The 21,780-nt window shown below is 67.0% G+C and carries 21 protein-coding genes; 5 read left to right on the top strand and 16 right to left on the bottom strand.

What is annotated here, in order from left to right:
• The first annotated feature begins 99 nt into the window (after positions 1–99).
• Positions 100–372, top strand: a complete 273-nt coding sequence (locus tag Q0C59_RS00795) for a hypothetical protein (protein ID WP_291210473.1) — start codon at positions 100–102, stop codon at positions 370–372.
• A gap of 19 nt (positions 373–391) precedes the next feature.
• On the opposite strand, the gene Q0C59_RS00790 is transcribed toward Q0C59_RS00795, so the two are convergent.
• Together Q0C59_RS00790 and Q0C59_RS00785 are read right to left on the bottom strand one after the other, a co-directional pair.
• Complete coding sequence (locus tag Q0C59_RS00790) at positions 392–1,561, bottom strand: lipocalin-like domain-containing protein (RefSeq protein ID WP_291210470.1); 1,170 nt, start codon at positions 1,559–1,561, stop codon at positions 392–394.
• A 2-nt stretch (positions 1,562–1,563) separates the two neighbouring features.
• Positions 1,564–4,134 (bottom strand): FtsX-like permease family protein, encoded by a 2,571-nt coding sequence (locus Q0C59_RS00785; protein WP_291210466.1) that lies wholly within the window; start codon positions 4,132–4,134, stop codon positions 1,564–1,566.
• A 181-nt stretch (positions 4,135–4,315) separates the two neighbouring features.
• Here Q0C59_RS00785 and Q0C59_RS00780 point away from each other — a divergent pair, with 181 nt between their 5' ends.
• Positions 4,316–5,209 carry a transglutaminase family protein gene (locus Q0C59_RS00780; RefSeq protein WP_291210462.1) on the top strand — a complete coding sequence of 298 codons (894 nt, stop codon included), beginning with the start codon at positions 4,316–4,318 and terminating at the stop codon, positions 5,207–5,209.
• Between the two features lie 66 nt (positions 5,210–5,275).
• Positions 5,276–5,446, top strand: coding sequence for a hypothetical protein (locus Q0C59_RS00775; protein WP_172823098.1), 171 nt, complete (start codon positions 5,276–5,278; stop codon positions 5,444–5,446).
• Between the two features lie 66 nt (positions 5,447–5,512).
• Here Q0C59_RS00775 and Q0C59_RS00770 read toward each other — a convergent pair whose 3' ends face one another.
• Positions 5,513–6,175 (bottom strand): methyltransferase, encoded by a 663-nt coding sequence (locus Q0C59_RS00770; RefSeq protein ID WP_291210459.1) that lies wholly within the window; start codon positions 6,173–6,175, stop codon positions 5,513–5,515.
• Positions 6,176–6,269: 94 nt separating this feature from the next.
• On the opposite strand from Q0C59_RS00770, the gene Q0C59_RS00765 reads away from it, so the two are divergent.
• On the top strand, positions 6,270–6,617 hold the full coding sequence (locus Q0C59_RS00765) for a heavy metal-binding domain-containing protein (RefSeq protein WP_291210456.1): 348 nt from the start codon (positions 6,270–6,272) through the stop codon (positions 6,615–6,617).
• Between the two features lie 15 nt (positions 6,618–6,632).
• Here Q0C59_RS00765 and Q0C59_RS00760 read toward each other — a convergent pair whose 3' ends face one another.
• The 6 genes from Q0C59_RS00760 to grpE all read right to left on the bottom strand — a co-directional run bounded on the left by Q0C59_RS00760 (position 6,633) and on the right by grpE (position 14,374).
• Complete coding sequence (locus Q0C59_RS00760) at positions 6,633–7,835, bottom strand: lytic murein transglycosylase (protein ID WP_291210454.1); 1,203 nt, start codon at positions 7,833–7,835, stop codon at positions 6,633–6,635.
• A 67-nt stretch (positions 7,836–7,902) separates the two neighbouring features.
• A complete protein-coding gene (locus Q0C59_RS00755; protein WP_291210451.1) occupies positions 7,903–9,267 on the bottom strand; it encodes an MBL fold metallo-hydrolase in 1,365 nt (454 codons plus the stop codon).
• A 114-nt stretch (positions 9,268–9,381) separates the two neighbouring features.
• Positions 9,382–10,398 (bottom strand): ZIP family metal transporter, encoded by a 1,017-nt coding sequence (locus Q0C59_RS00750; RefSeq protein ID WP_291210449.1) that lies wholly within the window; start codon positions 10,396–10,398, stop codon positions 9,382–9,384.
• A 156-nt stretch (positions 10,399–10,554) separates the two neighbouring features.
• Positions 10,555–11,688, bottom strand: a complete 1,134-nt coding sequence (gene dnaJ / locus Q0C59_RS00745; RefSeq protein WP_291210447.1) for a molecular chaperone DnaJ — start codon at positions 11,686–11,688, stop codon at positions 10,555–10,557.
• Between the two features lie 92 nt (positions 11,689–11,780).
• The gene (dnaK, locus tag Q0C59_RS00740; RefSeq protein WP_291210570.1) at positions 11,781–13,751 is read right to left on the bottom strand and encodes a molecular chaperone DnaK; all 1,971 of its coding nucleotides are present in this window, start codon (positions 13,749–13,751) and stop codon (positions 11,781–11,783) included.
• A gap of 56 nt (positions 13,752–13,807) precedes the next feature.
• On the bottom strand, positions 13,808–14,374 hold the full coding sequence (gene grpE, locus Q0C59_RS00735; RefSeq protein WP_291210444.1) for a nucleotide exchange factor GrpE: 567 nt from the start codon (positions 14,372–14,374) through the stop codon (positions 13,808–13,810).
• Between the two features lie 169 nt (positions 14,375–14,543).
• Between grpE and Q0C59_RS00730 the strand changes: the two genes are divergently transcribed.
• Positions 14,544–15,395, top strand: a complete 852-nt coding sequence (locus Q0C59_RS00730) for a fumarylacetoacetate hydrolase family protein (RefSeq protein WP_291210441.1) — start codon at positions 14,544–14,546, stop codon at positions 15,393–15,395.
• Here the strand turns inward: Q0C59_RS00730 and Q0C59_RS00725 are convergent, their stop codons facing one another.
• The 7 genes from Q0C59_RS00725 to Q0C59_RS00695 all read right to left on the bottom strand — a co-directional run bounded on the left by Q0C59_RS00725 (position 15,396) and on the right by Q0C59_RS00695 (position 21,651).
• Positions 15,396–15,734 (bottom strand): helix-turn-helix domain-containing protein, encoded by a 339-nt coding sequence (locus Q0C59_RS00725; RefSeq protein WP_291210438.1) that lies wholly within the window; start codon positions 15,732–15,734, stop codon positions 15,396–15,398.
• Between the two features lie 134 nt (positions 15,735–15,868).
• Positions 15,869–16,393 carry a MarR family winged helix-turn-helix transcriptional regulator gene (locus Q0C59_RS00720; protein ID WP_304752622.1) on the bottom strand — a complete coding sequence of 175 codons (525 nt, stop codon included), beginning with the start codon at positions 16,391–16,393 and terminating at the stop codon, positions 15,869–15,871.
• Between the two features lie 43 nt (positions 16,394–16,436).
• Positions 16,437–18,149, bottom strand: a complete 1,713-nt coding sequence (locus Q0C59_RS00715; protein ID WP_291210432.1) for an acyl-CoA dehydrogenase family protein — start codon at positions 18,147–18,149, stop codon at positions 16,437–16,439.
• A gap of 17 nt (positions 18,150–18,166) precedes the next feature.
• Positions 18,167–19,159, bottom strand: a complete 993-nt coding sequence (locus Q0C59_RS00710) for a Bug family tripartite tricarboxylate transporter substrate binding protein (protein ID WP_291210429.1) — start codon at positions 19,157–19,159, stop codon at positions 18,167–18,169.
• A 45-nt stretch (positions 19,160–19,204) separates the two neighbouring features.
• The gene (locus tag Q0C59_RS00705; RefSeq protein WP_291210426.1) at positions 19,205–19,624 is read right to left on the bottom strand and encodes a thioesterase family protein; all 420 of its coding nucleotides are present in this window, start codon (positions 19,622–19,624) and stop codon (positions 19,205–19,207) included.
• Positions 19,621–20,385, bottom strand: coding sequence for an SDR family NAD(P)-dependent oxidoreductase (locus Q0C59_RS00700; RefSeq protein WP_291210424.1), 765 nt, complete (start codon positions 20,383–20,385; stop codon positions 19,621–19,623). The genes Q0C59_RS00705 and Q0C59_RS00700 overlap by 4 nt, the downstream gene beginning before the upstream one ends.
• A gap of 18 nt (positions 20,386–20,403) precedes the next feature.
• On the bottom strand, positions 20,404–21,651 hold the full coding sequence (locus Q0C59_RS00695) for a thiolase family protein (protein ID WP_291210421.1): 1,248 nt from the start codon (positions 21,649–21,651) through the stop codon (positions 20,404–20,406).
• Between the last annotated feature and the right edge of the window lie 129 nt (positions 21,652–21,780).

Raw genomic sequence — 21,780 nt, 5'->3', positions numbered from 1 at the left:
GCGCCGTTGGTCTATGTCGGTCAACGCACCGACGCAGGTGAATGGCCTGCCTAAGCTGCCTTCACACCACCCTTCGGTGGATGACACAAAGGAATCACCATGAACCATTCAAAACTGCTGTTGGCCGGCGCCCTGTCGCTCGCGCTCGCCGGTTGCATTTCGGCACCCATGGGCCCCGCAGGCCCCACCGGAGCCACCGGTGCCACGGGCTACACCGGTGACACGGGTGCCACCGGAGCCACTGGCGGCGCAGGTGCGACGGGCAGCACGGGCGCCACGGGCAGCACCGGCTACACCGGCGCCACGGGTGCCACCGGCAGCACTTCGTTGCCTTCGAGCGGCGGCACCGTGATCGTCGTCCCGCAACGCTGATCTGCTGCGCAGCGGCGCCTCACAACACCAGCCGCTGCGCGTACCCCGTCATCTCCAGGTAGCCACGGCCCACGCGCTGGCCGTTGCTCCCGAACAGGTCGGACAGACCTTCCCAATACACCGTGCCGGTGCCCTGGCGGCCATCGAGTTCCTGCGGGTCGATCACGGCCTTGACCGTGTAGACATCGGCCGGCGTGCTGATCAACCATTGCACCGGGTACTTCGCCCGGGTGAGTGGACTGGTCCAGTGGCGTTGCGGTTTGAAGTCAACCTCGCCGGGGCGAAAGGGGACGATGTCGGTGGGGCTTTGCGCACTGACACCGGCCCGAAACGATCCCCCCGCCCAGACCTTGCTGCCGTCGGCACGGCGCAGCTGAAACGCGGTCAGGCTGTGGCCGTCAAACAGGTTCATGCCGATCCAGTCCCAGCCCACCGCCTCGGGATGCAGCAGCGCCTCGCTCCACTCGTGGTCGAGCCAGGCGGTGCCGGTCACTTCGAAGCGCTGTTGGCCGATGCCCAGCGTGCCCTGTACTGCGAGGTGGGGATGCGATACGTAGAAGCTTGCTTGTGAGGCGTCGGGGCCTTTGCGCGAAAAGCCCTTGTCACCCTGCAGCAGCCAGGCCTGTTGCGGTTGCGCAGTGAGATCGATGCTCAGCGTGTCACCGCCGATGCGTGTCTTGTAGTGACCATCCGCTGCGCGCTCGATGTGCCAGTCGCGCAGCACCACGCGCGTGTCGGCTTCGCTGGCGAACACGCCGCGTTCGGTTTGCATCGGCAGCTCGCCGTTCCAGCGCGCCATGCGCTGGTCGTGCAGAAGTTTGCCGCTGTTCACATCGGTGATGGCGGCGTGCGCGAACAGCAGGTGTTTTGCGGCCAGTCGGCTTTGCAGGGCCTGTGTGCCATCGACGCGGCTGCGGAAGAAGGTGACCTGGAAGCCGAACTCCCGGCCCTTCTGGTCTTTCGCGTGGCCTGTGAGGTACCACCACTCGGTGCGGGTGTCGTTGTGGGTGCCGTGGTCGCGCGGGAACACGAGGGGACGGGGTTGGAGCGCGTCGCCGGGGCGGTGCGGGGCTTGTGCGTGGAGGCCGGGAAAGGCGAGGGCGCCCGCCGATGCGATCAACAGCTGGCGGCGGCTGGTATGGGCTTCGACAGGCTCAGCCCGAACGGTTGGTTGTGTGCTTGTGGTCATGTTCACCAGTCCTCCTTCACAGCGCGTACCGCGTCGCGGCTCGCCGCGGCCTGCCCGGCCAGCCACGCGGTGAGCGTGCCGGCCACCACCACCGCCGCACACAGCGCCAGCAACCGCGCCCAGGGCAGCACCAGGTCCATGGTCCAGTGAAAGCTTTGCGGGTTGACCACGTGCACCAGCACCAGGCTCACCGCCAGACCAAGCGCCAGACCGGCGATGGCGCCGAGCAGCGTCCAGGCCAGGCCTTCGAGCGCCACCACGCCCAGGATCTGCTGCCGCGTGAGGCCCAGGTGTGCGAGCAGGCCGAACTCGCGTTTGCGCGCCAGCACCTGCGCGCTGAAACTCGCCGCCACGCCAAACAGCCCGATGCCGATGGCCACGGCCTGCAGCCACACGGTGACAGCGAAGCTGCGGTCGAAGATGCGCAGCGAGACCGCGCGGATCTGGCCGGATGACGCGAACTCGATCAGGTCACGTGCACCTCGCTCTTCGGCCAGAGCGCGGATGCGTTCACGCACCGCCTCTTCGTCGGAACCCTCCTGCAGGTGCAGCGCCAGGTCGTTCACGCGCGCATCGCCCGTGAGGCGCACAAAGTCGGCGCGGTCCATGGCCACGCTGCCGTGCTGGCGGGCGTAGTCGCGCCAAACGCCCGCCACAAAAAAACGAACGCTGCGCACGTTCGGTTCGGCAAAGGCTTGCGCGAGGCTCGGCAGCCAGCCGCCGGGTTCGGCGCCATACAAGTCCACCATGGCTTCGCTCACATACACAGCAATCACGCTCTCGCCTTCGGCCGCAGCCGGGGCCGGCAGCGGGTTGCCCACCAGCGGCAGGCTCAGCGCCGAGCCCGGCACCATGTCGAGCGGGCGTGTGAGCAGCACCACGGCCGGGCGCACCGGGTCGAACTGCACCGGTGTGGCGCGCAGGGTGTCCACGCGCCCGACACCCTCCACGCGCGCGACCGCCACCACGAAATCGGGCGGCAGGTGGGCCGTGTCGTTGCCGCTGCCCCCAGTGCTGCGCACGTACAGCTGCGCGGGCAGCACGGCGTCGAGCCACTGCGTGACCGAGTCCCGAAAGCTCGCCACCATCACCGTGAGCGCCACCGACAGCGCCAGACTGGCGACCACACCGCTGGTGGCCACGGCGGCTGTTTCGCGCAGGCGGCGCGCGCGCTCCACCGCGAGCACCGGCAGCGCATGCCGTGTGATGTGGGGCGCAATGCGGTCCAGCAGCCAGCCCACCGCCAGCGGCAGTGCCGCGATGCCGCCCACCAGCAGCAGGCCCACCGACAGGTAGGCCGCGAGTGGAATGCCGGCCACGGGCGGTGCCCAGGCCAGGGCTGCAGCAAGTGCCACCAGCGCCAGAGCCAGCGTGTGGCGGCGCGCACCGGCGGGAGCGGGTGCGCCCAGTCCCTTCAAAGCCAGGGCCGGCGCCATGCGGGCCGTGGCGCGTGCGGGCCACCAGCCACCCACCACCGAGGCTGCCACACCCAGCAGCCCGTACACCAGCGCAGCCCAGGCGCTCCATTGCAGGGGCGGTGCCACACCCGAAAAGTAGCCGCCTCCGAGATCACCGCCCAGCAGCTTGAGCGCGAGTGCCGCCAGCGCCGTGCCCAGCGCGATGCCCAGCAGGCTGCCGAGCAGACCGAGCAAAGCCGATTCGGCCAGCACCAGGCGCAGGCGCTCGTTGCCCGAGAGACCGAGCACACCGAGCAGCGCGAACTGTGGCTGGCGCCGGGCCACCGAGAGCGAGAGCACCGAAAAAACAAGGAAGGCACCGGTGAACAGCGCCACGAGCGCAAGCACGGTGAGGTTCACCCGGTAGGCGCGAGAAAGGTTGCTCACCCGTTCGCCCGACTGTTCGGGTCGCTGCGCGATGACTTGCGCCGGCAGGTCGAGCGAGGCCAGTACCGTATCGAGCCGCGCGCCGGGCGCCAGTCGCAGGTCGAGCCGGCTCAGTTGGCCTGCACGGTTCATGAGGTCTTGCGCAGCGGCCACGTCCATCACCAGCAGCGGCGCCCCCGGTGCATTCACCCGGCCAGCCACGCGCACCGTTCGCAGCGTCAGACCGCTTTGCAGCTGCAGCGTGGTGCTGTTGCCCAGCGCTTGGGACGCGGCTGCGTTGAGAAACACCGCGTCGGGTGCAAACAGGTCGAAGCGCCGCGCTGCGGTGTTGTCGGGCGCAGCCGCGGGCACCGGCATCAGTGCGGGTGACAAGCCGGCCACCACCAGCGCGTCCACACCCAACAGCTTCACCGCCACGCGCTCACCACCGGGCAGCACCGCCTGGGTGGGCAGATCCAGCACGGGGCTGGCCAGTGCCACGTCAGGGTGGGCGGCCACGCGGTCGAGCAGGGTGTCGGGCAGCAGACCCTGCCGGGCGCGCAGCTCCACATCGGGCTGGCCATTGACCGAGCTGACCGCGCTGGAGAATTCGGCGAGTGCCGACGCGTTGATGAGATGCACCGCAAACGCCAGCGCCACGCCCAGCATGACGGCCACCACGGCCGAAGCGTTGCGCCACGGGTGGTGGCGCAACTCTTGCAAGGAGAAGGTTGAGAGCAGCGCGCGCATGGTGTTTGAGCTTACGCCCAAGCCCTTGCCCTGCCGCAGCGGCGGGGCAAGGTGCCTTGGCGCACAGACGGCAGCACAGCGCACGCGTACCATCAATCGATCTTTGTCTCACCGTCTCCCGGCGGGTATCCCCGCTTCCACTGGCCCCCAGGCCGGTCCATTTCTTTTTCACGGTGACCCCATGGTTCGCATCCACCTCGCCATCGACCTGCAGTACCAGGTCAACCAGCCCAGCGCCGACTTCATCTTCAACGTGCAGGCCGCGCATTCCCCACAGCAGACCGTGGTGTGGGAAGAACTGCAGGTCAGCCAGCCGGTGCCCCTGGTGTCGTACACCGACGCCGCCACGCGCACGCGCATCCTGCGACTGACCGCCAATCCCGGCCCGTTGCAACTGCGCTACCGCGCCACGCTCGACATCGTGCACCACGTGGACCAGCCCGACAGTGTGTTTGAAACCCCCATCAACCAGCTGCCCACCGATGTGCTCACCTACATCTACCCCAGCCGCTACTGCCAGTCCGACTGTGTGACCGCCATGGCCAACGAGTTGTTTGGCCAGATGCCACAGGGCTACCGGCGCGTGGAGGCGATCCAGAAGTGGGTGCAGAGCCAGGTGACGTTCGAGTCCAACACCAGCAACTCCATGACCTCGGCCATGGACACGCTCAACGACCGCAAAGGTGTGTGCCGCGACTTTGCGCACCTCATGATCACCTTCTGTCGCGCGCTCAACATACCGGCGCGCTTCACCACCGCGATCGACTTCGGCGCCGACCCGGCCCTGGGTCCGACCGATTTCCATGCTTATGTCGAGGTCTACCTGGGCCACCGCTGGTACCTGTTTGATCCCTCGGGCACCGCCATTCCCATGGGCTTTGTGCGCATCGGCACGGGGCGCGACGCGGCCGACGCGTCGTTCGCCACCATCTTCGGTCCGGTGTCGGCCCAGGCGCCGCGCATCGACATCTCCGCGCAGACCAACCCCGCCCACGGCTGGCTGATGCCCGTGCGCCGCCCGGAGGCGCTGTCCACCGACGCGTCGTTCACCTGGAACGCCGGCAACGCCACCTGACCCGCACGGGGCCTTGTGGCCTAATAGCGGGTTCCGTCACTTTCGCAACTTTCTCAGGATCCAGTCATGGGCAACAAAATCGTCACCGAAGCCGACCGCAAAGCCACCCCACGCCCCACGCCCGTCGCGGGCGTGTCCCTGACCTCCCCTGGCCGTGGTCAGCGCGTGAGCCTGGAGCGTGGCGTGGCCACCCGCAGCAAGAAGAACCCCGGCAAGCGCTCCAAAAAGGGCGGCTGACCGGTTCGGCCGAGATGGCCGGACTTGTTGCAATGCAAACAGCCCGCACCGCGGGCTGTTTGCATTTCAGCGTGTGAAGCTGAGAAAGCGCCCTTTGTAGGCCGTGCCGTCCTCCAGCTGGCGCCCGGCTGCCTGCATCGTGAGCACGAACCCCAGCATGCCCATGTCGCGGCCAAAGGCGGCGCGGTTGCCGCGGTCGGGGTCGACGATCACGATCTGCGCGCCCACCGCCGCGTGGCGGTGGATGAAGGCGGCGAGTTGCGCCGGTTGCTGGCGTTCGTAGAGCAGGTCGCTACCCACGATGAGATCAAAGCGGCCCAGCGCGGGGTTGTCGGTGGCCGCCACGCTCTCCCAGTTGCCGGCCTGGTAGGGCAGCGGCCCCAGGTCGTTCAAAATCAGGTTGTGGCGCAGGAATTCTTCCGTCAGCGGGTGCCAGTCGCTCACCGTCACATCGGCACCGCGCCGGTGCATCACCAGGCTGGCCAGCGCCAGTCCCGCACCGATCTCCAGCACGCGCAGCCCCGCCAGCGGGTGCGTGAGCATGGCCAGCGCGAGCACGCGCGAAGAAGGCCACACCTGGCCAAAATGCGACCAGCCCGCCGAAGGCAGACCGATGTCGGCCGCGGCATGGTGGGTGTCGTTGAATTGCTGGTCGTCGATCAGGCAGCGGATGTGCCAGTCGGTGCCGCCGAGCGACAGGGTCTCGGTCTTGACCTGGTAGCCTGGCATGGGATGTTCCCGAAGTGGCTGTGTCCGACCCTAGCACGTGCGCTGCACAATGTCCGTGCGATGCGCCACGCGCAAAACCAACAGGAGATGTCACATGGGATGGTTTTCCAAAGCGAAAGACGGCTTTTTCCTCAGCACCACGACGCCCGAGGGCATCGACCGCTCGCAGTACCTGGGCGTGGTCAACGGCGAAGCCATCATTGGCGCCAACATCTTTCGCGACATGTTCTCTTCAGTGCGCGACGTGGTGGGCGGGCGCGCCGGCGGCTACGAGCGCGCCCTCTCCGGCGCGCGCGACGCTGCCGTGGAAGACCTCATCGAAGCGGCGCGCGAAATGGGCGCCAACGCCGTCATCGGCATCGACTTCGACTACGAGGTGCTGGGTGAGACCAACGGGATGATGATGGTCGCGGTGAGCGGCACCGCGGTGAAGCTGGGGTGAGGATCCGGGTGAGCCTCAGCCCCCCCGCAAGGCCTTCAACAGCTTCTGCCCGGCGCGCCCGCTCGCCTCGTGCCCCAGCCGCTCCTGCTCCACGCGGATCGCAGCGCGGCTCTTGTCGCCCAGCATGCCGTCCACCGCGCCAATGTCGTGGCCGCGCGCGATCAAGAGGGTTTGCACTTCGCGACGCTCGGCGCGTGAAATGCCCGGGTCGTCGGTGGGCCAGGGCGTGGAGAACACGCCGCCGCCGCGCAGCCGGTCGGCCAGGTGGGCGATGGCCAGACCGTAGCTTTCGGCCGCGTTGTAGCTGTAGATCGCGTCGAAGTTGCGCAGCACCAGAAAGGCCGGGCCCTGCGCCCCTGCGGGGGTCATGAGGCCGGCGCTGCCGCTGGCAGGCAGTGGCGAGCCGTCGACCCGTTTGAGGCCGCGCGCTGCCCATTCGCCCATGGCGCGCTTGGTGCGGCGGCCTTCGCCGGTGGTGCTGAAGCCCTGGGGCAGCTTCACTTCAAAGCCCCAGGGCTGACCACTTTGCCAGCCGGCCTTGGCCAGAAAGTTGGCGGTGGACGCGAGCGCGTCGCTGGTGCTGTCCATCAGGTCTGCCTTGCCGTCGCCGTCGAAGTCCACTGCGAGGCGCTCGAAGGTGCTGGGCATGAACTGCGTGTGGCCAAAGGCGCCGGCCCACGAGCCGACAAGACGCTCGGGTGCGATGTGTCCGGCCTGCAGGATGCGCAGCGTGGCGTAGAACTCGGTGCGGAAGTAGGCCTGCCTTCGCCCGAAGCACGACAGCGTGCCCAGCGACTGCACCAGCGGCGACTTGCCGAAGGTCTGGCCAAAGTTGCTCTCCACACCCCAGACCGCCACCACCGTGGCCGGATCCACGCCGTACTTGTCGTTCACCCTCGCGAGCGTTTCGGCGTGGCGCTCCAGCATGGCGCGGCCCTCGGCCACGCGCTCTTCGTCCACCAGGCCGGCCAGGTAGTCCCAGATCGCAGTGCGGAACTCGGGTTGAAAGTTGAGCTTGTCGATCACGCTCATGTCGGGCGCGAGGTTCTGCGTGTGCAGGGCAAAGGTCTCGTCGCGCACGCCGGCGGCACGCGCGGGCGCGCGCAGCGTGTTCAGGCAGGTGTCGAATTCGGGGTTGGCGGCTGGCGTGGGGGGCTGGGCCCAGGCCGCAGAGGACAGCAGGGCAGCGCCCAGGATGAGGGAAGGTTGGAGATTCATCGGGGTGAGAGTGGGGAGAAGCGGCCGCGTTCCATGGGCCGTGTGTGCAGGTGTGAATGCGGCAGTGTCAGGCCGCCCAGGTGCTGCCGTGCTCGGGCACCAGCGCCTGCCAGCGCAGTTCGGTTTCGATGCGGTGGCGCAGCCGGTCGGAGGCTTCCATGTCACCGTGGGTGACGAACACGCGACGTGGCGGCTGGGGCAGGGCGCGCAGCCAGGCCATGAGCTGCCCGGCGTCGGCGTGCGCCGAGGCCGACTGGAGCTGCACGATTTCAGCGCGCACCGGCAGGTCTTGCCCGTGGATGCGCAGCTTCGTGCCGCCGTTGGCCAGCGTGGCCCCGCGCGTGCCGGGGGCCTGGTAGCCGGTGAGCAGCACCATGTTGCGGTGGTCGCCCAGGTACTGCACCAGGTGGTGCAACACACGCCCGCCGGTGGCCATGCCGCTGGCGGCCAGGATCACCTTGGGGCCGTGCTGGCGAGCGATGGCCTTGGACTCGTCGGCCGTGCGCGTCATCTTCGCGACCTGCGACATGGCGTGGCACTGCGCTGCGTTCAACCGGTGCTCGCCCGGATGGCGCGCAAACAGCTCGGTGCTGTGGATGGCCATGGGGCTGTCGAGGTAGACCGGCAGGCTGTGCGGCAGCTGGCCCGAAGCCTTGAGCTGTGCGATGGCGTGCAGCAGGGCCTGCGCGCGGCCGACCGCAAACACCGGCACCACGGCCGAGCCACCGCGCGCAGCCACGCGTGTCAAGGCGGGGCCGAGTTCGGCCAGCACGTCTTCGTCGGGGTGGTCGCGGTCGCCGTAGGTGGACTCACACACCACCACGTCGGCCACGGGCGGCGCGTCGGGCGCGAGCATCAGCGCGTCGTCGGGGCGGCCAAGGTCGCCCGAGAACAGGATGCGCCGCCCGCCCACCTCCAGCAGCAGGCTCGCTGCGCCCAGGATGTGGCCCGCGCCCGAGAATTGCGCGGTCCAGCCCTTGAGCGGTTCAAAGGCCTGGTGCATGGGCACGGTGCGAAACAGCTTGAGGCTTTGAATCGCGTCACTCTCCGTGTAGAGCGGCAGCGCTGGTGAGTGTTTGGAAAAGCCTTTGCGGTTGGCGAAGGCCGCGTCTTCTTCCTGGATGTGGCCGCTGTCCGGCAACAGGATCTGTGCCAGATCCCGCGTGGCCGGTGTGGACCACACCTTGCCGTGAAAGCCCTCCTTGGCCAGCAGTGGCAAGTAGCCACTGTGGTCCAGGTGCGCGTGGGTGAGCAGCACGGCACCGATGTGGTTGGGCATCACCGGCAGCGGGTCGCGGTTGCGCAGCCGCAGCTGCTTGTAGCCCTGGAACAAGCCGCAGTCGACCAGCAGGCTCTGGCCCTCGTGCTCAACCAGGTATTTGGAGCCGGTGACCGTGCCGGCGCCGCCAAGAAATCGGATGTGTACGCTCATGCAGGTCATCTTACGCCCCGCCTCTCGGCTTCAGAGGGCCGCCGTGCCGGGCCGCTCCCAAACAAGGCCGCGCCCCTCGGGGGCAGCGACCCACGCAGCGACGGAGCGTGGGGGTCAACTCAAAACCGCATCCAACAGCAACATGAAGATGAAGCCTGCGAGCAGCGTCGCTGTGGCCATGGTCTCGAAGCCGTTGCGGTGCGTCTCGGGAATGATCTCGTGGCTCACCACAAACAGCATGGCGCCCGCCGCCAGTGCGAGACCCAGCGGATAGAACACCGGCACGCTGCCCAGCACCACCAGACCGACGATGGCGCCCAGCGGTTCGGCCAGGCCCGTGAGCGCTGCCACGCCCCACGCCTGCGCCGCGCTGCGGCCCAGCGTGCGCAGCGCCATGGCCACGATCAGGCCTTCGGGCATGTTCTGCAGCCCGATGGCCAACGCCACCGACGCACCGGCCTGCGCACCGCCTGGCTCTCCAACACCCGCGTAAGCCGCGCCGACGGCAAGACCTTCGGGCACGTTGTGGATCAGGATGGCCAGCACCATGAGCTTCGCGCGCTGCACAGCGGCGCTGTCGTTCCGTGCTCCCCAGGCGCCGGTATGACCGAGTGCCGCTGGTGGCAGCACCGCGTGTTCGTGGGGCGTGAAGCGGTCGATCGCCAACATCAGGCCCATGCCGAGTGCCAGGCCCACACCGCTGAGGGCCGCCGCGCCGGTGGCCCCACCGGTCATGCCGGCAAACAGGGTGCGCCCGGCATCGAGTGAGGGCAACAGCAGCGCGAAGATGGCCGCGGCCAGCATGATCCCGGCCGAGAAAGACATCAACGCGGCCTCCTGCAACTTGCTCACCCGCTGTACCAGAAACACCGGCAGCGCGCCCACGGCCGTGGCCACCGCTGCGAGCAGCGAGGCCTGCACACCGGCGGCCATGGCGCTGCCGTTGTCGGCGGCCGTCCACCAGGCGCGGGTGGGCGCCCAGAAGGTGCTGAGCGCGGCCAAGCCCGCCATCACCAGCAGGCCGGCACCCAAGGCCAACAGCGCGTTGCGCAGCGCGTGGGCGGGCACCTGCAGATCGAATTCCTGCAACTGGGCCCAGACGGGTCGGACTTGTCGGATCAGGGCGGCCATGGAAACCTCACAAACGGAAAAACAGACACGGCCGTCAGTTTGACAAAATCTATCGACATAAGCCAATCGATATTGGCAATGAGGCGCATAGATGCGCAGCAGAAAAAAAGGGGCGCCGCTCAAGCGGCGCCCCCGATGCGTTCATGAAGCCGGTCTTCAGCTGAAGAACGACTTCGCTTTTTCGAACCATCCCTTGTCGTTCGGGCTGTGCTTGTGGCCACCCTTCTTGAACGACTCGTCCAGCTCCTTGAGCAGCTTGCGCTGGTGCTCCGTGAGCTTGATGGGCGTTTCCACCGCCACGTGGCAGTACAGGTCGCCGGGGTAGCTGCTGCGCACGCCTTTGACACCCTTGCCGCGCAGGCGGAAGGTCTTGCCGCTCTGGGTGCCTTCGGGCAGGTCGATGGTGGCCTTGCCTTGCAGGGTGGGCACGTCGATCTCGCCACCCAGGGCCGCGGTGGTCATGGGCACGGGCACGGTGCAATGCAGGTCGTCGCCGTCGCGCTCGAAGATGTCGTGCTTGCGCAGGCGCACTTCGATGTAGAGGTCGCCCGACGGGCCGCCGTTCTGGCCGGGCTCACCGTTGCCGGTGCTGCGGATGCGCTGGCCGTCGTCGATGCCGGCGGGGATCTTGATCTCCAGCGTTTTCTGCTTCTTGATCTTGCCCTGGCCGTGGCAGGTGGGGCAGGGCTCGGGAATGATCTTGCCGGTGCCGCTGCACTGCGGGCAGGTCTGCTGCACGCTGAAGAATCCCTGGCGCATCTGCACCGAGCCCTGGCCGTGGCAGGTGCTGCAGGTCTTGACGCTGGTGCCGGGTTTGGCGCCGGTGCCGGTGCAGGTTTCGCAGTCGTCCCAGCTCGGAATCCGGATCTGCGTGTCCTTGCCGCCAGCCGCTTCCTCGAGCGAGATTTCCATCGCGTACGACAGGTCGGCGCCGCGGTAGACCTGGCGACCGTTGCGCTGACCGCGCGCGCCACCGAAGATGTCGCCAAAGATGTCGCCGAACGACTCGGAGAAGCCGCCAAAGCCTTCTGCGCCGGCCGCACCACCGCGCAGGTTGGGGTCCACGCCGGCGTGGCCGTATTGGTCGTAAGCCGCTTTCTTCTGCGGGTCGGACAGCATCTCGTAGGCCTCTTTGGCCTCCTTGAAGCGCTCTTCCGCTGCCTTGGCCGCATCGCCCTGGTTGCGGTCGGGGTGGTGCTTCATCGCCAGCTTGCGATACGCCTTCTTGATCTCGTCGTCGCCGGCGTTCTTGGGCACGCCCAGCACTTCGTAAAAATCGCGTTTAGCCATGGTCTTTGGGGAACGGTCCCCGGGGTTCGGTTGGAACACAAACGCCGCGGCAGGTTGCCCTGACGCGGCGGATGATCGAAAGGCTCAGCCGATCAGGACTTCTTCACTTCCTTGACTTCGGCGTCGACCACATCGTCGTCGTTCGCCTTGCTGTTGCCTTGCTGCGCGCTCTCGGCGCCTGCCGCGGCCGCCTGCTCGGCCTGCGAGGCGGCGTACACCTTCTCGCCGAGCTTCTGGCTGGCGGTCATCAGCGCTTCGGTCCTGGCTTCGATGGCTTCCTTGTCCTCGCCCTTGGCCGCTTCTTCCGCGTCTTTCAAGGCGGCTTCAATGGCTTCCTTCTCGGCTGCGTCCAGCTTGTCGCCGTGTTCGCCCAGGCTCTTCTTCACGCTGTGCACCATGGCCTCGGCCTGGTTGCGTGCCTGCACGAGTTCGACCTTCTTCTTGTCGTCGGCGGCGTTGAGTTCGGCGTCTTTCACCATCTGCTGGATCTCGGCCTCGCTCAGACCCGAGTTCGCCTTGATGGTGATCTTGTTTTCCTTGCCGGTGCCCTTGTCCTTGGCGCCCACGTGCAGGATGCCATTGGCGTCGATGTCGAACGACACTTCGATCTGCGGCATGCCGCGCGGCGAAGCGGGGATGCCTTCGAGGTTGAATTCACCCAGCAACTTGTTGCCCGAGGCGATCTCGCGCTCGCCCTGGAACACCTTGATGGTCACGGCCGGCTGGTTGTCCTCGGCGGTCGAGAAGGTCTGCGCGAACTTGGTCGGGATCGTGGTGTTCTTCTGGATCATCTTGGTCATGACACCGCCCATGGTCTCGATACCAAGAGACAGCGGAGTCACGTCCAGCAGCAGCACGTCCTTGCGGTCACCCGAGAGCACCTGACCCTGGATGGCAGCACCCACGGCCACAGCTTCGTCGGGGTTCACGTCCTTGCGCGGCTCCTGGCCGAAGAACTCCTTCACCTTCTCCTGCACCTTGGGCATGCGGGTCATACCGCCGACCAGGATCACGTCGTGGATGTCGGAGACGCTGATGCCGGCGTCCTTGATGGCCATGCGGCAAGGCGCGATCGTGCGTTCGATCAGCTCTTCCACCAAGGCTTCGAGCTTGGCGCGCGTGAGCTTGATGTTCAGGTGCTTCGGGCCCGACGCATCGGCGGTGATGTAAGGCAGGTTCAGGTCGGTCGCGGCCGAGCTGGACAGCTCGATCTTGGCCTTCTCGGCGGCTTCTTTCAGGCGCTGCAGCGCGAGCACGTCCTTGCTCAGGTCAACGCCCTGGTCCTTTTTGAACTCGCCAATGATGTAGTCGATGATGCGCTGGTCGAAGTCTTCGCCGCCCAGGAAGGTGTCGCCGTTGGTGGACAGCACTTCAAACTGCTTCTCGCCATCGACATCGGCGATCTCGATGATGGACACGTCGAACGTGCCGCCACCCAGGTCATAGACGGCGATCTTGCGGTCGCCCTTTTCCTGCTTGTCCAGGCCGAAGGCCAGGGCCGCAGCGGTGGGCTCGTTGATGATGCGTTTCACGTCCAGGCCCGCGATGCGGCCGGCGTCCTTGGTGGCCTGGCGCTGCGCGTCGTTGAAGTACGCGGGCACCGTGATCACGGCCTCGGTCACCGGCTCGCCCAGGTAATCCTCGGCGGTCTTCTTCATCTTGCGCAGGATGTCGGCGCTGACCTGCTGGGCCGAGATCTGCTTGCCGCGCACTTCCACCCAGGCATCGCCGTTGTCGGCCGCCACGATGGAGTAGGGCATCAGGTTGATGTCCTTCTGCACTTCCTTCTCGGTGAACTTGCGGCCGATCAGGCGCTTGATCGCGTAGAGCGTGTTGCGCGGGTTGGTCACGGCCTGGCGTTTGGCCGAGGCGCCCACCAGCACTTCGCCGTCTTCCTGGTAAGCCACGATCGACGGCGTGGTGCGTGCACCTTCCGAGTTCTCGATCACCTTGGTGGTGTTGCCTTCCATGATGGACACGCACGAGTTGGTGGTGCCCAGGTCAATGCCGATGATTCGTCCCATGTTGTGACTCCGTGTAGAAAAAAGATTGTTGAAAACGATGTGGATGAGGTGTGGATAAGTCGGGCTCTTTTCAAGAGCGCGACCGCACCGAAAACTTATTTGGGCGCGGTGACCGTGACCAGGGCCGGGCGCAACACGCGGTCGGCGATGGAGTAGCCCTTTTGCAGGACGCTCACCACGGTGTTGGGTTCCTGATCGGCCGGCACCATGCTGATGGCCTGGTGCTGGTGCGGATCGAACTTGGTGGAACCGGCCGGGTTGATCTCCAGCACGCGGTGGCGCTCCAGTGCGCTCTTGAGCTGCTTGAGCGTGGCCTCGGACCCTTCGCGCAGTTGCTCGCGCGTGGCCTCGGTGATGGCGAGGCCAGCTTCCAGGCTGTCGGCCACCGGCAGCAGGCTTTCGGCAAAACTCTCCACGGCGAACTTGCGCGACTTGCTGATTTCTTCCTCGGCGCGGCGGCGGGTGTTCTCGGCCTCGGCCTTGGCGCGCAGGAACTGCTCGGCCAGATCGGCGTTTTGTGCCTTGAGGGTGGCGACTTCGTGGCTCAGGGCATTCATGGCTTCCGCCTCGGCCACTGCGGCGGCCGCCATCGCCTCTTCGGGGCTCATGGGCGCACTGGTGTCCGGGGAGGCGTTGTCAGCGGGCTGGTTGTCTTGGCTCATGGAAGTGAATGGAAAAGTTCGTGAAAAGGGTCGGCAACGCAGGCCGTAGGCGGTCACATGGGGGCGGTGGGCCCGGTTTCAAGGAGGCGACAGGCGATTGGCGGGCCGGGGCCCCACAATCGGCCCTCTTCCAACAGGCCCCCAACAGACGACTCAACAGGTTGAACCCATGAAACTCTTTCGCCATGGACCCGCGGGTGCCGAGAAACCCGGTCTGATTGACGCCAGCGGCACGCTGCGCGATCTCTCGGGTGTGGTGCCCGACATCCACCCGGCCACCCTGGGGCGTGATTCTATGGCCCGGCTGGCCGCGCTCGACCCGACCGGCCTGCCCGCCGTGCCGCCAGGCACGCGTTTGGGCCCCTGCGTGGGCGGTGTGGGCAACGTGATCGGGATCGGCCTGAACTACGCCGACCACGCGGCCGAAGCCGGACTGAAGCCGCCAGGCCAGCCCATCGTGTTCAACAAACACAGTGGCGCCATCTGTGGTCCGAACGACGACGTCTGGCTGCCGCCGGGCGCGCAGAAGCTGGACTGGGAGGTGGAACTGGGCATCGTGATCGGCCGGCGCGCCTTCCACGTGAGCGAAGACGATGCGCTGGACTGCGTGGCCGGCTTCTGCCTGGTCAACGACGTGTCCGAGCGCGCTTACCAGATGGAATATGAAGGCCAGTGGGCCAAGGGAAAGAGCTACCCCACACACTGCCCCATCGGTCCCTGGCTGGTCACGCCCGACGAACTGGGCGATCCGCAAGACGTGGACCTGTGGCTTGAAGTGAACGGGGAGCGACGTCAGACCGGCAACACCCGCACCATGATCTTCGGCGTGAAGACCATCGTGAGCTACCTCAGCCGATTCATGGCGCTGCAGCCCGGCGACGTGATTCCCACCGGCACGCCGCCGGGCGTGGGCATGGGCCACAAGCCGCCGACGTACCTCAAGGTGGGGGACGTGATGACCTTGGGCGCGCGAGGCCTGGGTGAGCAGCGCCAGGTGGTGGTGGCGAGCCCCGGCGCCTGATCAGGCGCCGGGCTGTTGCGGCGCGGCGCTGGCCGCCACCCGGGCCTGCTGGTGCGCCCATTTGCCCGCGAACTGTTGCACTTCGCTCAGGCGGCGCGCCAGCTCGGCCCCCTGGGTGGTGAGGCGGTAGCCGTGGCCGCTGTGGTCCACCAGGCGGGCTGCGCGCAGTTCCTTGATGCGGGTGTTCAGGGTGTTGGGTGTGACGCCGCCCACGCTGTCCTGCAGCAGGCGGAAGGTCTGGGGGTGGCCGTCGGAGAGCGCCCAGATCACCCGCATGGCGTAGCGCGATTCCAGCAGGTCGAAGAGCTGGATCACGGCAGCGTTGTCTTTGGCACTCATGCGGATTCTCCTGGGGGCCTTTCGAAGGCCCGAAAGAGAACTATAGAGACGAAGGCGAGCTGCTACCAGTTTGCTAGCTGCGTGCGCTGCAGCAATGTGGCGCAAAGAACGACGCTACGGATTTACCCGGATTGTCAGGCGCTCGGGCGGCGGTAGACCTTGCGCAGCAAGGTGCTGAGCGTGTGCAGCTCGGCCGGCGTGAGGGCGTGCGTGGCTTCCTGCTCCAGTTCGGTGGCCGTCTTTTGGGCCTGGATGTGCAGTCGCTGGCCGGCCAGCGTGAGGTGCAGGCCTTGCGCGCGGCGGTCGGTGGGGTGGGGCTGGCGTTCGATCAGGCCGCGCTTGTGCAGCGCCTTGACCATGCCCACCAGGTTGGGCGGCAGGATGTCCAGCGCGACGCAGATCTGGCGCGAGGTCACGCCAGGGTTGTGCGCCACCACGGTGAGCACCGAAAAGTCGACCGGGCGCAGATCGTAGGGCGCCATGCGTCGCAGGAAGAGCGCAATGATGGTCAGCGCGGCGCGGCGCGCGTTGTAGCCCAGCAGGGTTTCCAGGTACGAGGTGTCGACCTCGGGGGCATCGCCCGCCCCGCTGCCGGTGGCGCCATCGACCAGCAGGCTCTCGCTGGTGTCGTTCTTGCGCGGACCGCGGGGGCGGCGCATGGCATTGGCGGTTGAGGTGGGCGTGGAAGTCTCGGGCATGGCGTCAGAGCATAGCCGGGGCGCTCTGCCCGGCCGTCAAGGTGGTGTTCATCATGCCCATGCGCATGTCGAATTCGGGCCATACCCAGCGCCAGAACGCGGCGTGTGCGGTGGCATCAGCGTGGGGTGCGGTGGCCAGGCGGTCCCAGGCCCAGGCCATGAGCAGCAGGGCGAGCGCGCGCAGGAAATCGTCGGCGAGCCAGAAGGGCTGGTCCGGCGCTGCGTCCGACTCGCTGGTGCGCGGCAGCACCTGTTCGCGCACGAAGGCGCTGAAGGCGTGCAGCGCCAGCCGGGTGCGGGGGTTTTGGCCGGGTTCGGCGGCGAGCTCGGCAAGCAGGGTTTGCAGGGCCGCGGCGCCATCGGGCAGGGTCTTGCGCACCAGCAGGTCGATCGCCTGGATCTCGTTCGTGCCCTCGTAAATCATGGCCACGCGCGCGTCGCGCACATGCTGTTCGATGCCCCATTCGCGGACATAGCCGTGGCCACCGAACACCTGCAGGCACGCGCTGGCACCGCTGAAGGCCTGCTCGGTCCAGGCCGACTTGAGCACCGGGGTGACCAGGCTGCACCAGCGCGCGGCGGCTTCGCGGCGTGCGGTGTCGGGGTGGTGTTTCTGCAGGTCAAGTTCGAGTGCGGTGCGGTAAGCGATCACGCGCCCGGCGTCGATCCAGGCACGCTGGGTCTGGAGGATGCGCTGCATGGCCGGGTGCATGGCGATCACGTCGGCCGCGCCCGCCTTGCTGCTGCTGCCTGGCGCGCGCATCTGCCGACGCTCCTTCGCGTAGGCATCGGCTTTCTGCCACGCGGCCTCCAGCAGACCAATGCCTTGCAGGCCGACCAGCAGGCGCGCGGCGTTCATCATCACGAACATGGCGTTCAGCCCTTTGCCCGGCTCGCCCACGATGGACGCAGCGGCTTCGTCAAACCGCATCACGCAGGTCGGGCTGGCGTGAATGCCCATCTTCTCCTCAATGCGTTCGCAGTGAACTGAACTCCGCACGCCGTCTTCGTGAAACTTCGGCACGAGGAACAGCGACAGGCCTTTGGGCCCCGGCGGTCCGTCCGGCAAGCGGGCCAGCACCAGATGCACGATGTTGTCGGTGAGGTCGTGCTCACCGCCCGAGATGAAGATCTTGGTGCCGCTGAGTGCAAAGCGCCCGTCGGGCAGCGGCACGGCCTTGGTCTGCACCAGGCCCAGGTCGCTGCCGGCGTGGGGCTCGGTCAGGCACATCGTGGCCAGCCACTCACCGCTGGCCAGCTTGGACAGGTAGCGCGCTTTCAGTTCGGTGCTGCCGTGGTGGCGAATGCATTCGTAGGCGCCGTGCAGCAGGCCGGGCGCCATGGTCCAGCCGTGGTTGGCGGCGTTCAGCATCTCGTGCAGAACGGCCTCCACCACGGTGGGCAAACCCTGGCCGCCGTCTTCCACCGCGCAGGCCAGCGAAGGCCAGCCTGCTTGCCAGAACGCCTGGTACGCATCGCGAAACCCTGGCGGCATGATGACCGCGCCCGCCTTGAACTGCGCGCCCACCGCATCGCCGCTCTGGTTCAGCGGGGCAACCACCTCGCCCACGAACTTGCCGGCTTCCCCCAGCACCTGTTGCAAGAGCGCGGCGTCAAAGTCGGCGAAGGCCGGCAGGGCGGCAAGTTGCTCGCTCACCTTCAACACGCCGTCGAGGATGCGCAGGCTGGCTTCGGGCTGCGGTTGGTAGTCACTCATGGGCGCGGTTCCCGGGTTCAGGATTCGGCGGTGAAACCGATCTTCTTGACAATCGGACCCCAGAATTCGAAGTAGTGCTGCATGCTCTTGGCCATGTCGTCGGCGCTGCCACCCATCGGCACCATGCCCGAGAGGGCCAGCGAATCGATGACCGTCTTCTCCTTCAGCGCGGCATTGATCGCGGTGTTTGCGCTGGCCACGACAGCCGCGGGCGTTTTGGCCGGGGCGTAGAAGCCGAACCACTCTTCCACCACGAGGTCGGAGAACCCTTGTTCGGCAAAGGTGGGTACTTCGGGCACAAAGGGCGAGCGCGTCTTGCCCGAGGTGGCGATGATGCGCAGCTTGCCCGCGCGGTGGTTGGGCAGAAAGTCGCCGTGCGGCGTCACCATGCTGGCCAGCTGACCACCGATCACGTCGGTGATGCCGGGGATGGAACCGCGGTAGGGAACGTGTTTGAGATCCACACCGCTCTCCAGTCCGAGCAGCGCGCCCAGGAAATGGGGCGTGGATCCTGCGGCCGGCGAGCCGTAGTTGGCGTCCTTCGGGTTGGCCTTGGCCCACGCGAGGTAGTCTTTCACCGTCTTCACCGAGGCCGGCACCATCGGACCCACCGCCAGACCGTGCGTGAGCAGTGACGCCATGCACACGGGGGTGAGGTCCTTGAACGGGTCGTAGCTGAGCTGCTTGTAGATGTGCGGGTAGATCGCCATCATGGAATACGGCGTGAGCAACAGCGTGGCACCGTCGGGTGCAGCGTTCTTCACCGTTTCCACCGCAATGCGACCGGCCGCGCCGGTCTTGTTTTCCACCACGGCGGCGTTTTTTGTGTAGGCGCTGCCGCCCAGCTTCTCTCCAATGCGCCGGCTGGTCACATCGGCGCTGCCGCCGGCAGGAAACCCGTTGACGATCTTGACTTGCTCCAGGTTTTGCGCGTGGGCGCTCTGCAGGCCGAGCGAGCCCAGCAAAGTGGTGGCGGCGGTGGCCTGGATGAAGTGGCGGCGTGTGCTCATGGTTGTCTCCTTCTGGGTGGTTGGAAAAGGCGGGGAAAAAAACGGTCAGCTGCAAAGTGCCTTGATGTCTTCGGGCACGGGAATGGCCTTGATGCGGTCGGGCGCTTCGGGCGGGTGGATCACGAAGGCGCGGGTCTCGGTGCCTTCGCACAACACGTCGTCGCCGCGTTTCACCACATGCCTGTGCATGAACACCTTCTCGCGCCACTCGGTCACGCTGGTGTGGATCTGCAGGCGTTCGCCGTAGGTGGCGGGGCGCATGAACCTGGTGTGGATCTCCAGCAGCGGCGTGCCGACGATGCCGCGCGTCTTCACCAGTTCGCGCCAGGGCGGCACGCCGCACTTCACGAAGAAGTTCAGCGAGGACGCATCCATCCACTTCGAGAAGTTGGGGAAGAACACGATGCCGGCCGGGTCGCAGTCGCCGAACATCACTTCCACTTCGTAGACGACAACCTTGCTCATCTTGGGGCCATCCTCAAGGCGCCATCCAGGCGGATCACTTCACCGTTCAGGTGCGTGTTGGTCACGATGTAGGCGGCCAGCGATGCGAACTCCTCGGGCTTGCCCAGGCGCGGCGGAAACGGGATGCTGGCCGCCAGCGAGGCCTGCACCGGCTCGGGCAGGGTGCGCATGAGCGGTGTGCTGAACAGGCCCGGCGCGATGGTGCAGACCCGGATGCCGTGCTGAGCGAGGTCGCGCGCCATCGGCAGTGTCATGCCCACCAGTCCACCCTTGGACGCGCTGTAAGCCTGCTGGCCCACCTGGCCGTCGAACGCGGCCACGCTGGCGGTGAACACCATCACGCCGCGCTCGCCGTCTTCCAGTGGGTCGAGCTTGGCGCAGGCCGCAGCAAACAGGCGGCTGGCGTTGTAGGTGCCGATCAGGTTGACCGTGACCACCTTGGCAAAGTCTTCCAGCGGCGCGGCCGAGCCGTCCTTGCCGACCACGCGCCTGGCGCTGCCGATGCCGGCAATGTTCATGAGGATGCGGGCCGGGCCATGAGCGGCCGTGGCGGCGTCCATGGCGGCCTGCAGGCTCTCGGTGTTGGTGATGTCGCAGTGGCAAGCGATGCCATTGATCTCGCTGGCCACGCGCTTGGCGTTGTCCAGGTTCACGTCGAGCACGGCGACCTTGGCGCCCAGGCGCGCGAGTTCGCGTGCGGTGGCTTCACCGAGGCCCGAGCCACCGCCGGTGACGAGGGCGGCATGTCCTTGAATGTTCATGGTCTTGTCCTTCTTGTTTCAGGCCGAGGGGTTTTCAATGAGGAGGGCCATGCCCTGGCCACCGCCCACGCAGGCGCTGGCGATGCCGTAGCGTTGGCCGCTGCGCTGCAGTTCGCGCGCCAGCGTGAGCGTGAGGCGCACGCCGGTGGCGGCCAGCGGGTGGCCGAGTGCAATGGCGCCACCGTTGACGTTGAGGCGGTCCAGGTCCATGCCGAGTTCGCGCGCCACGGCCAGCGTCTGTGCGCCCTGGGCTTCGTTCACTTCGAAACGGGCGATGTCCGCGAGCTTGAGGCCGGTGCGCTCCAGCAGCAGGCGAATGGCCGGCGCCGGGCCGATGCCCATGATCTCGGGCGGCACGCCCACCGCCGACGCTGCGACCACGCGGGCCAGCGGTTGCTTGCCGTGTTCCTTGGCGTACGAGCCGGAGGCCACCACGCAGGCTGCGGCCGCGTCCACCAGCGCCGAGCTGTTGCCACCGGTCTGCACGCCGCCTTCAAACACCGCGCGCAGCTTGGCCAGCACCTCCACTGGCGAGACGCGCGGATGGGTGTCGGAAGTCACTTCGGTCACCTTGCCTTGAAGCTTGATGCCGCGTGGTTTGTAGCCGGCGAGTTCGAACTTCTCGCTGATCACCGAGACGATTTCCCCGGCAAGGAAACCGCTCTCCTGCGCGGCCACGGCCTTTGCGAACGACGCCGAGGCGAACGCGTCCACTTCCTCGCGCGTGATGCCGTACTTCTTCGCCAGGTTCTCTGCGGTCTGGATCATGTTGATGCCCGCCGCCGGGTCTTTCAGCGCTTCCCACATGTAGTCCTTGAAGCCGACCGGCGCGCCGAGCTTGAAGCCGGTGCGGTGGTCGAAGGCGGCGATCGGGTTGCGTGTCATGTTCTCGGTGCCCACCACCAGCGCGGCGTCGCACGCGCCGCCCTGGATGTGTTCACCCGCCTGGCGGAACAGCTCGAAGCCGGTGCCGCAGATGCGCTGCGCCATGATCGCCGGCACCTCCACCGGCACACCGGCGTACAGGCCGATGTGGCGCGGCAGGAAAAACTGGTCGAAGTCGCCAGGCGCCATGTTGCCCGCGATCACCGAGCCGATGTGTTCACCCGGCACGCCGGCTCGGGCCAGCGCTTCGCGCGCGGCCTTGATGCCGAGATCGGTGGGCGAGAGGTGGCCCAGCGCGCCACAGTAGTCGACCATGGGTGTGCGCACGCCGGCGAGAAGCCAGACGTCGTCGAAGGCGTTGAAAAATCCGCGGGTTGCCATGTTGTGTTTACTCGGGTTTCAGGATGGCGTGCAGGCCATCGCTGTGCAGCAGGTCGACAGTCTCGGCGCGGTGGGCCAGCACGGCGCGCTGGTTGATCGAGCCCTTGTCGGTCACCTCACCACGGTCGA

This window comes from Hydrogenophaga sp., assembly GCF_022844385.1.
GTDB lineage: Bacteria > Pseudomonadota > Gammaproteobacteria > Burkholderiales > Burkholderiaceae_C > Hydrogenophaga.
The sequence above is the reverse complement of the archived record's forward strand: the minus strand, read 5'-3'. Positions and strand labels throughout refer to the sequence as shown.

Bases quoted from the DNA above. Each gene is read 5' to 3' on its own strand.
- Q0C59_RS00795 (WP_291210473.1), top strand. From the start codon at position 100: ATGAACCATTCAAAACTGCTGTTGGCCGGCGCCCTGTCGCTCGCGCTC.
- Q0C59_RS00790 (WP_291210470.1), bottom strand. From the start codon at position 1,561: ATGACCACAAGCACACAACCAACCGTTCGGGCTGAGCCTGTCGAAGCC.
- Q0C59_RS00785 (WP_291210466.1), bottom strand. From the start codon at position 4,134: ATGCGCGCGCTGCTCTCAACCTTCTCCTTGCAAGAGTTGCGCCACCAC.
- Q0C59_RS00780 (WP_291210462.1), top strand. From the start codon at position 4,316: ATGGTTCGCATCCACCTCGCCATCGACCTGCAGTACCAGGTCAACCAG.
- Q0C59_RS00775 (WP_172823098.1), top strand. From the start codon at position 5,276: ATGGGCAACAAAATCGTCACCGAAGCCGACCGCAAAGCCACCCCACGC.
- Q0C59_RS00770 (WP_291210459.1), bottom strand. From the start codon at position 6,175: ATGCCAGGCTACCAGGTCAAGACCGAGACCCTGTCGCTCGGCGGCACC.
- Q0C59_RS00765 (WP_291210456.1), top strand. From the start codon at position 6,270: ATGGGATGGTTTTCCAAAGCGAAAGACGGCTTTTTCCTCAGCACCACG.
- Q0C59_RS00760 (WP_291210454.1), bottom strand. From the start codon at position 7,835: ATGAATCTCCAACCTTCCCTCATCCTGGGCGCTGCCCTGCTGTCCTCT.
- Q0C59_RS00755 (WP_291210451.1), bottom strand. From the start codon at position 9,267: ATGAGCGTACACATCCGATTTCTTGGCGGCGCCGGCACGGTCACCGGC.
- Q0C59_RS00750 (WP_291210449.1), bottom strand. From the start codon at position 10,398: ATGGCCGCCCTGATCCGACAAGTCCGACCCGTCTGGGCCCAGTTGCAG.
- dnaJ (WP_291210447.1), bottom strand. From the start codon at position 11,688: ATGGCTAAACGCGATTTTTACGAAGTGCTGGGCGTGCCCAAGAACGCC.
- grpE (WP_291210444.1), bottom strand. From the start codon at position 14,374: ATGAGCCAAGACAACCAGCCCGCTGACAACGCCTCCCCGGACACCAGT.
- Q0C59_RS00730 (WP_291210441.1), top strand. From the start codon at position 14,544: ATGAAACTCTTTCGCCATGGACCCGCGGGTGCCGAGAAACCCGGTCTG.
- Q0C59_RS00725 (WP_291210438.1), bottom strand. From the start codon at position 15,734: ATGAGTGCCAAAGACAACGCTGCCGTGATCCAGCTCTTCGACCTGCTG.
- Q0C59_RS00720 (WP_304752622.1), bottom strand. From the start codon at position 16,393: ATGCGCCGCCCCCGCGGTCCGCGCAAGAACGACACCAGCGAGAGCCTG.
- Q0C59_RS00715 (WP_291210432.1), bottom strand. From the start codon at position 18,149: ATGAGTGACTACCAACCGCAGCCCGAAGCCAGCCTGCGCATCCTCGAC.
- Q0C59_RS00710 (WP_291210429.1), bottom strand. From the start codon at position 19,159: ATGAGCACACGCCGCCACTTCATCCAGGCCACCGCCGCCACCACTTTG.
- Q0C59_RS00705 (WP_291210426.1), bottom strand. From the start codon at position 19,624: ATGAGCAAGGTTGTCGTCTACGAAGTGGAAGTGATGTTCGGCGACTGC.
- Q0C59_RS00700 (WP_291210424.1), bottom strand. From the start codon at position 20,385: ATGAACATTCAAGGACATGCCGCCCTCGTCACCGGCGGTGGCTCGGGC.
- Q0C59_RS00695 (WP_291210421.1), bottom strand. From the start codon at position 21,651: ATGGCAACCCGCGGATTTTTCAACGCCTTCGACGACGTCTGGCTTCTC.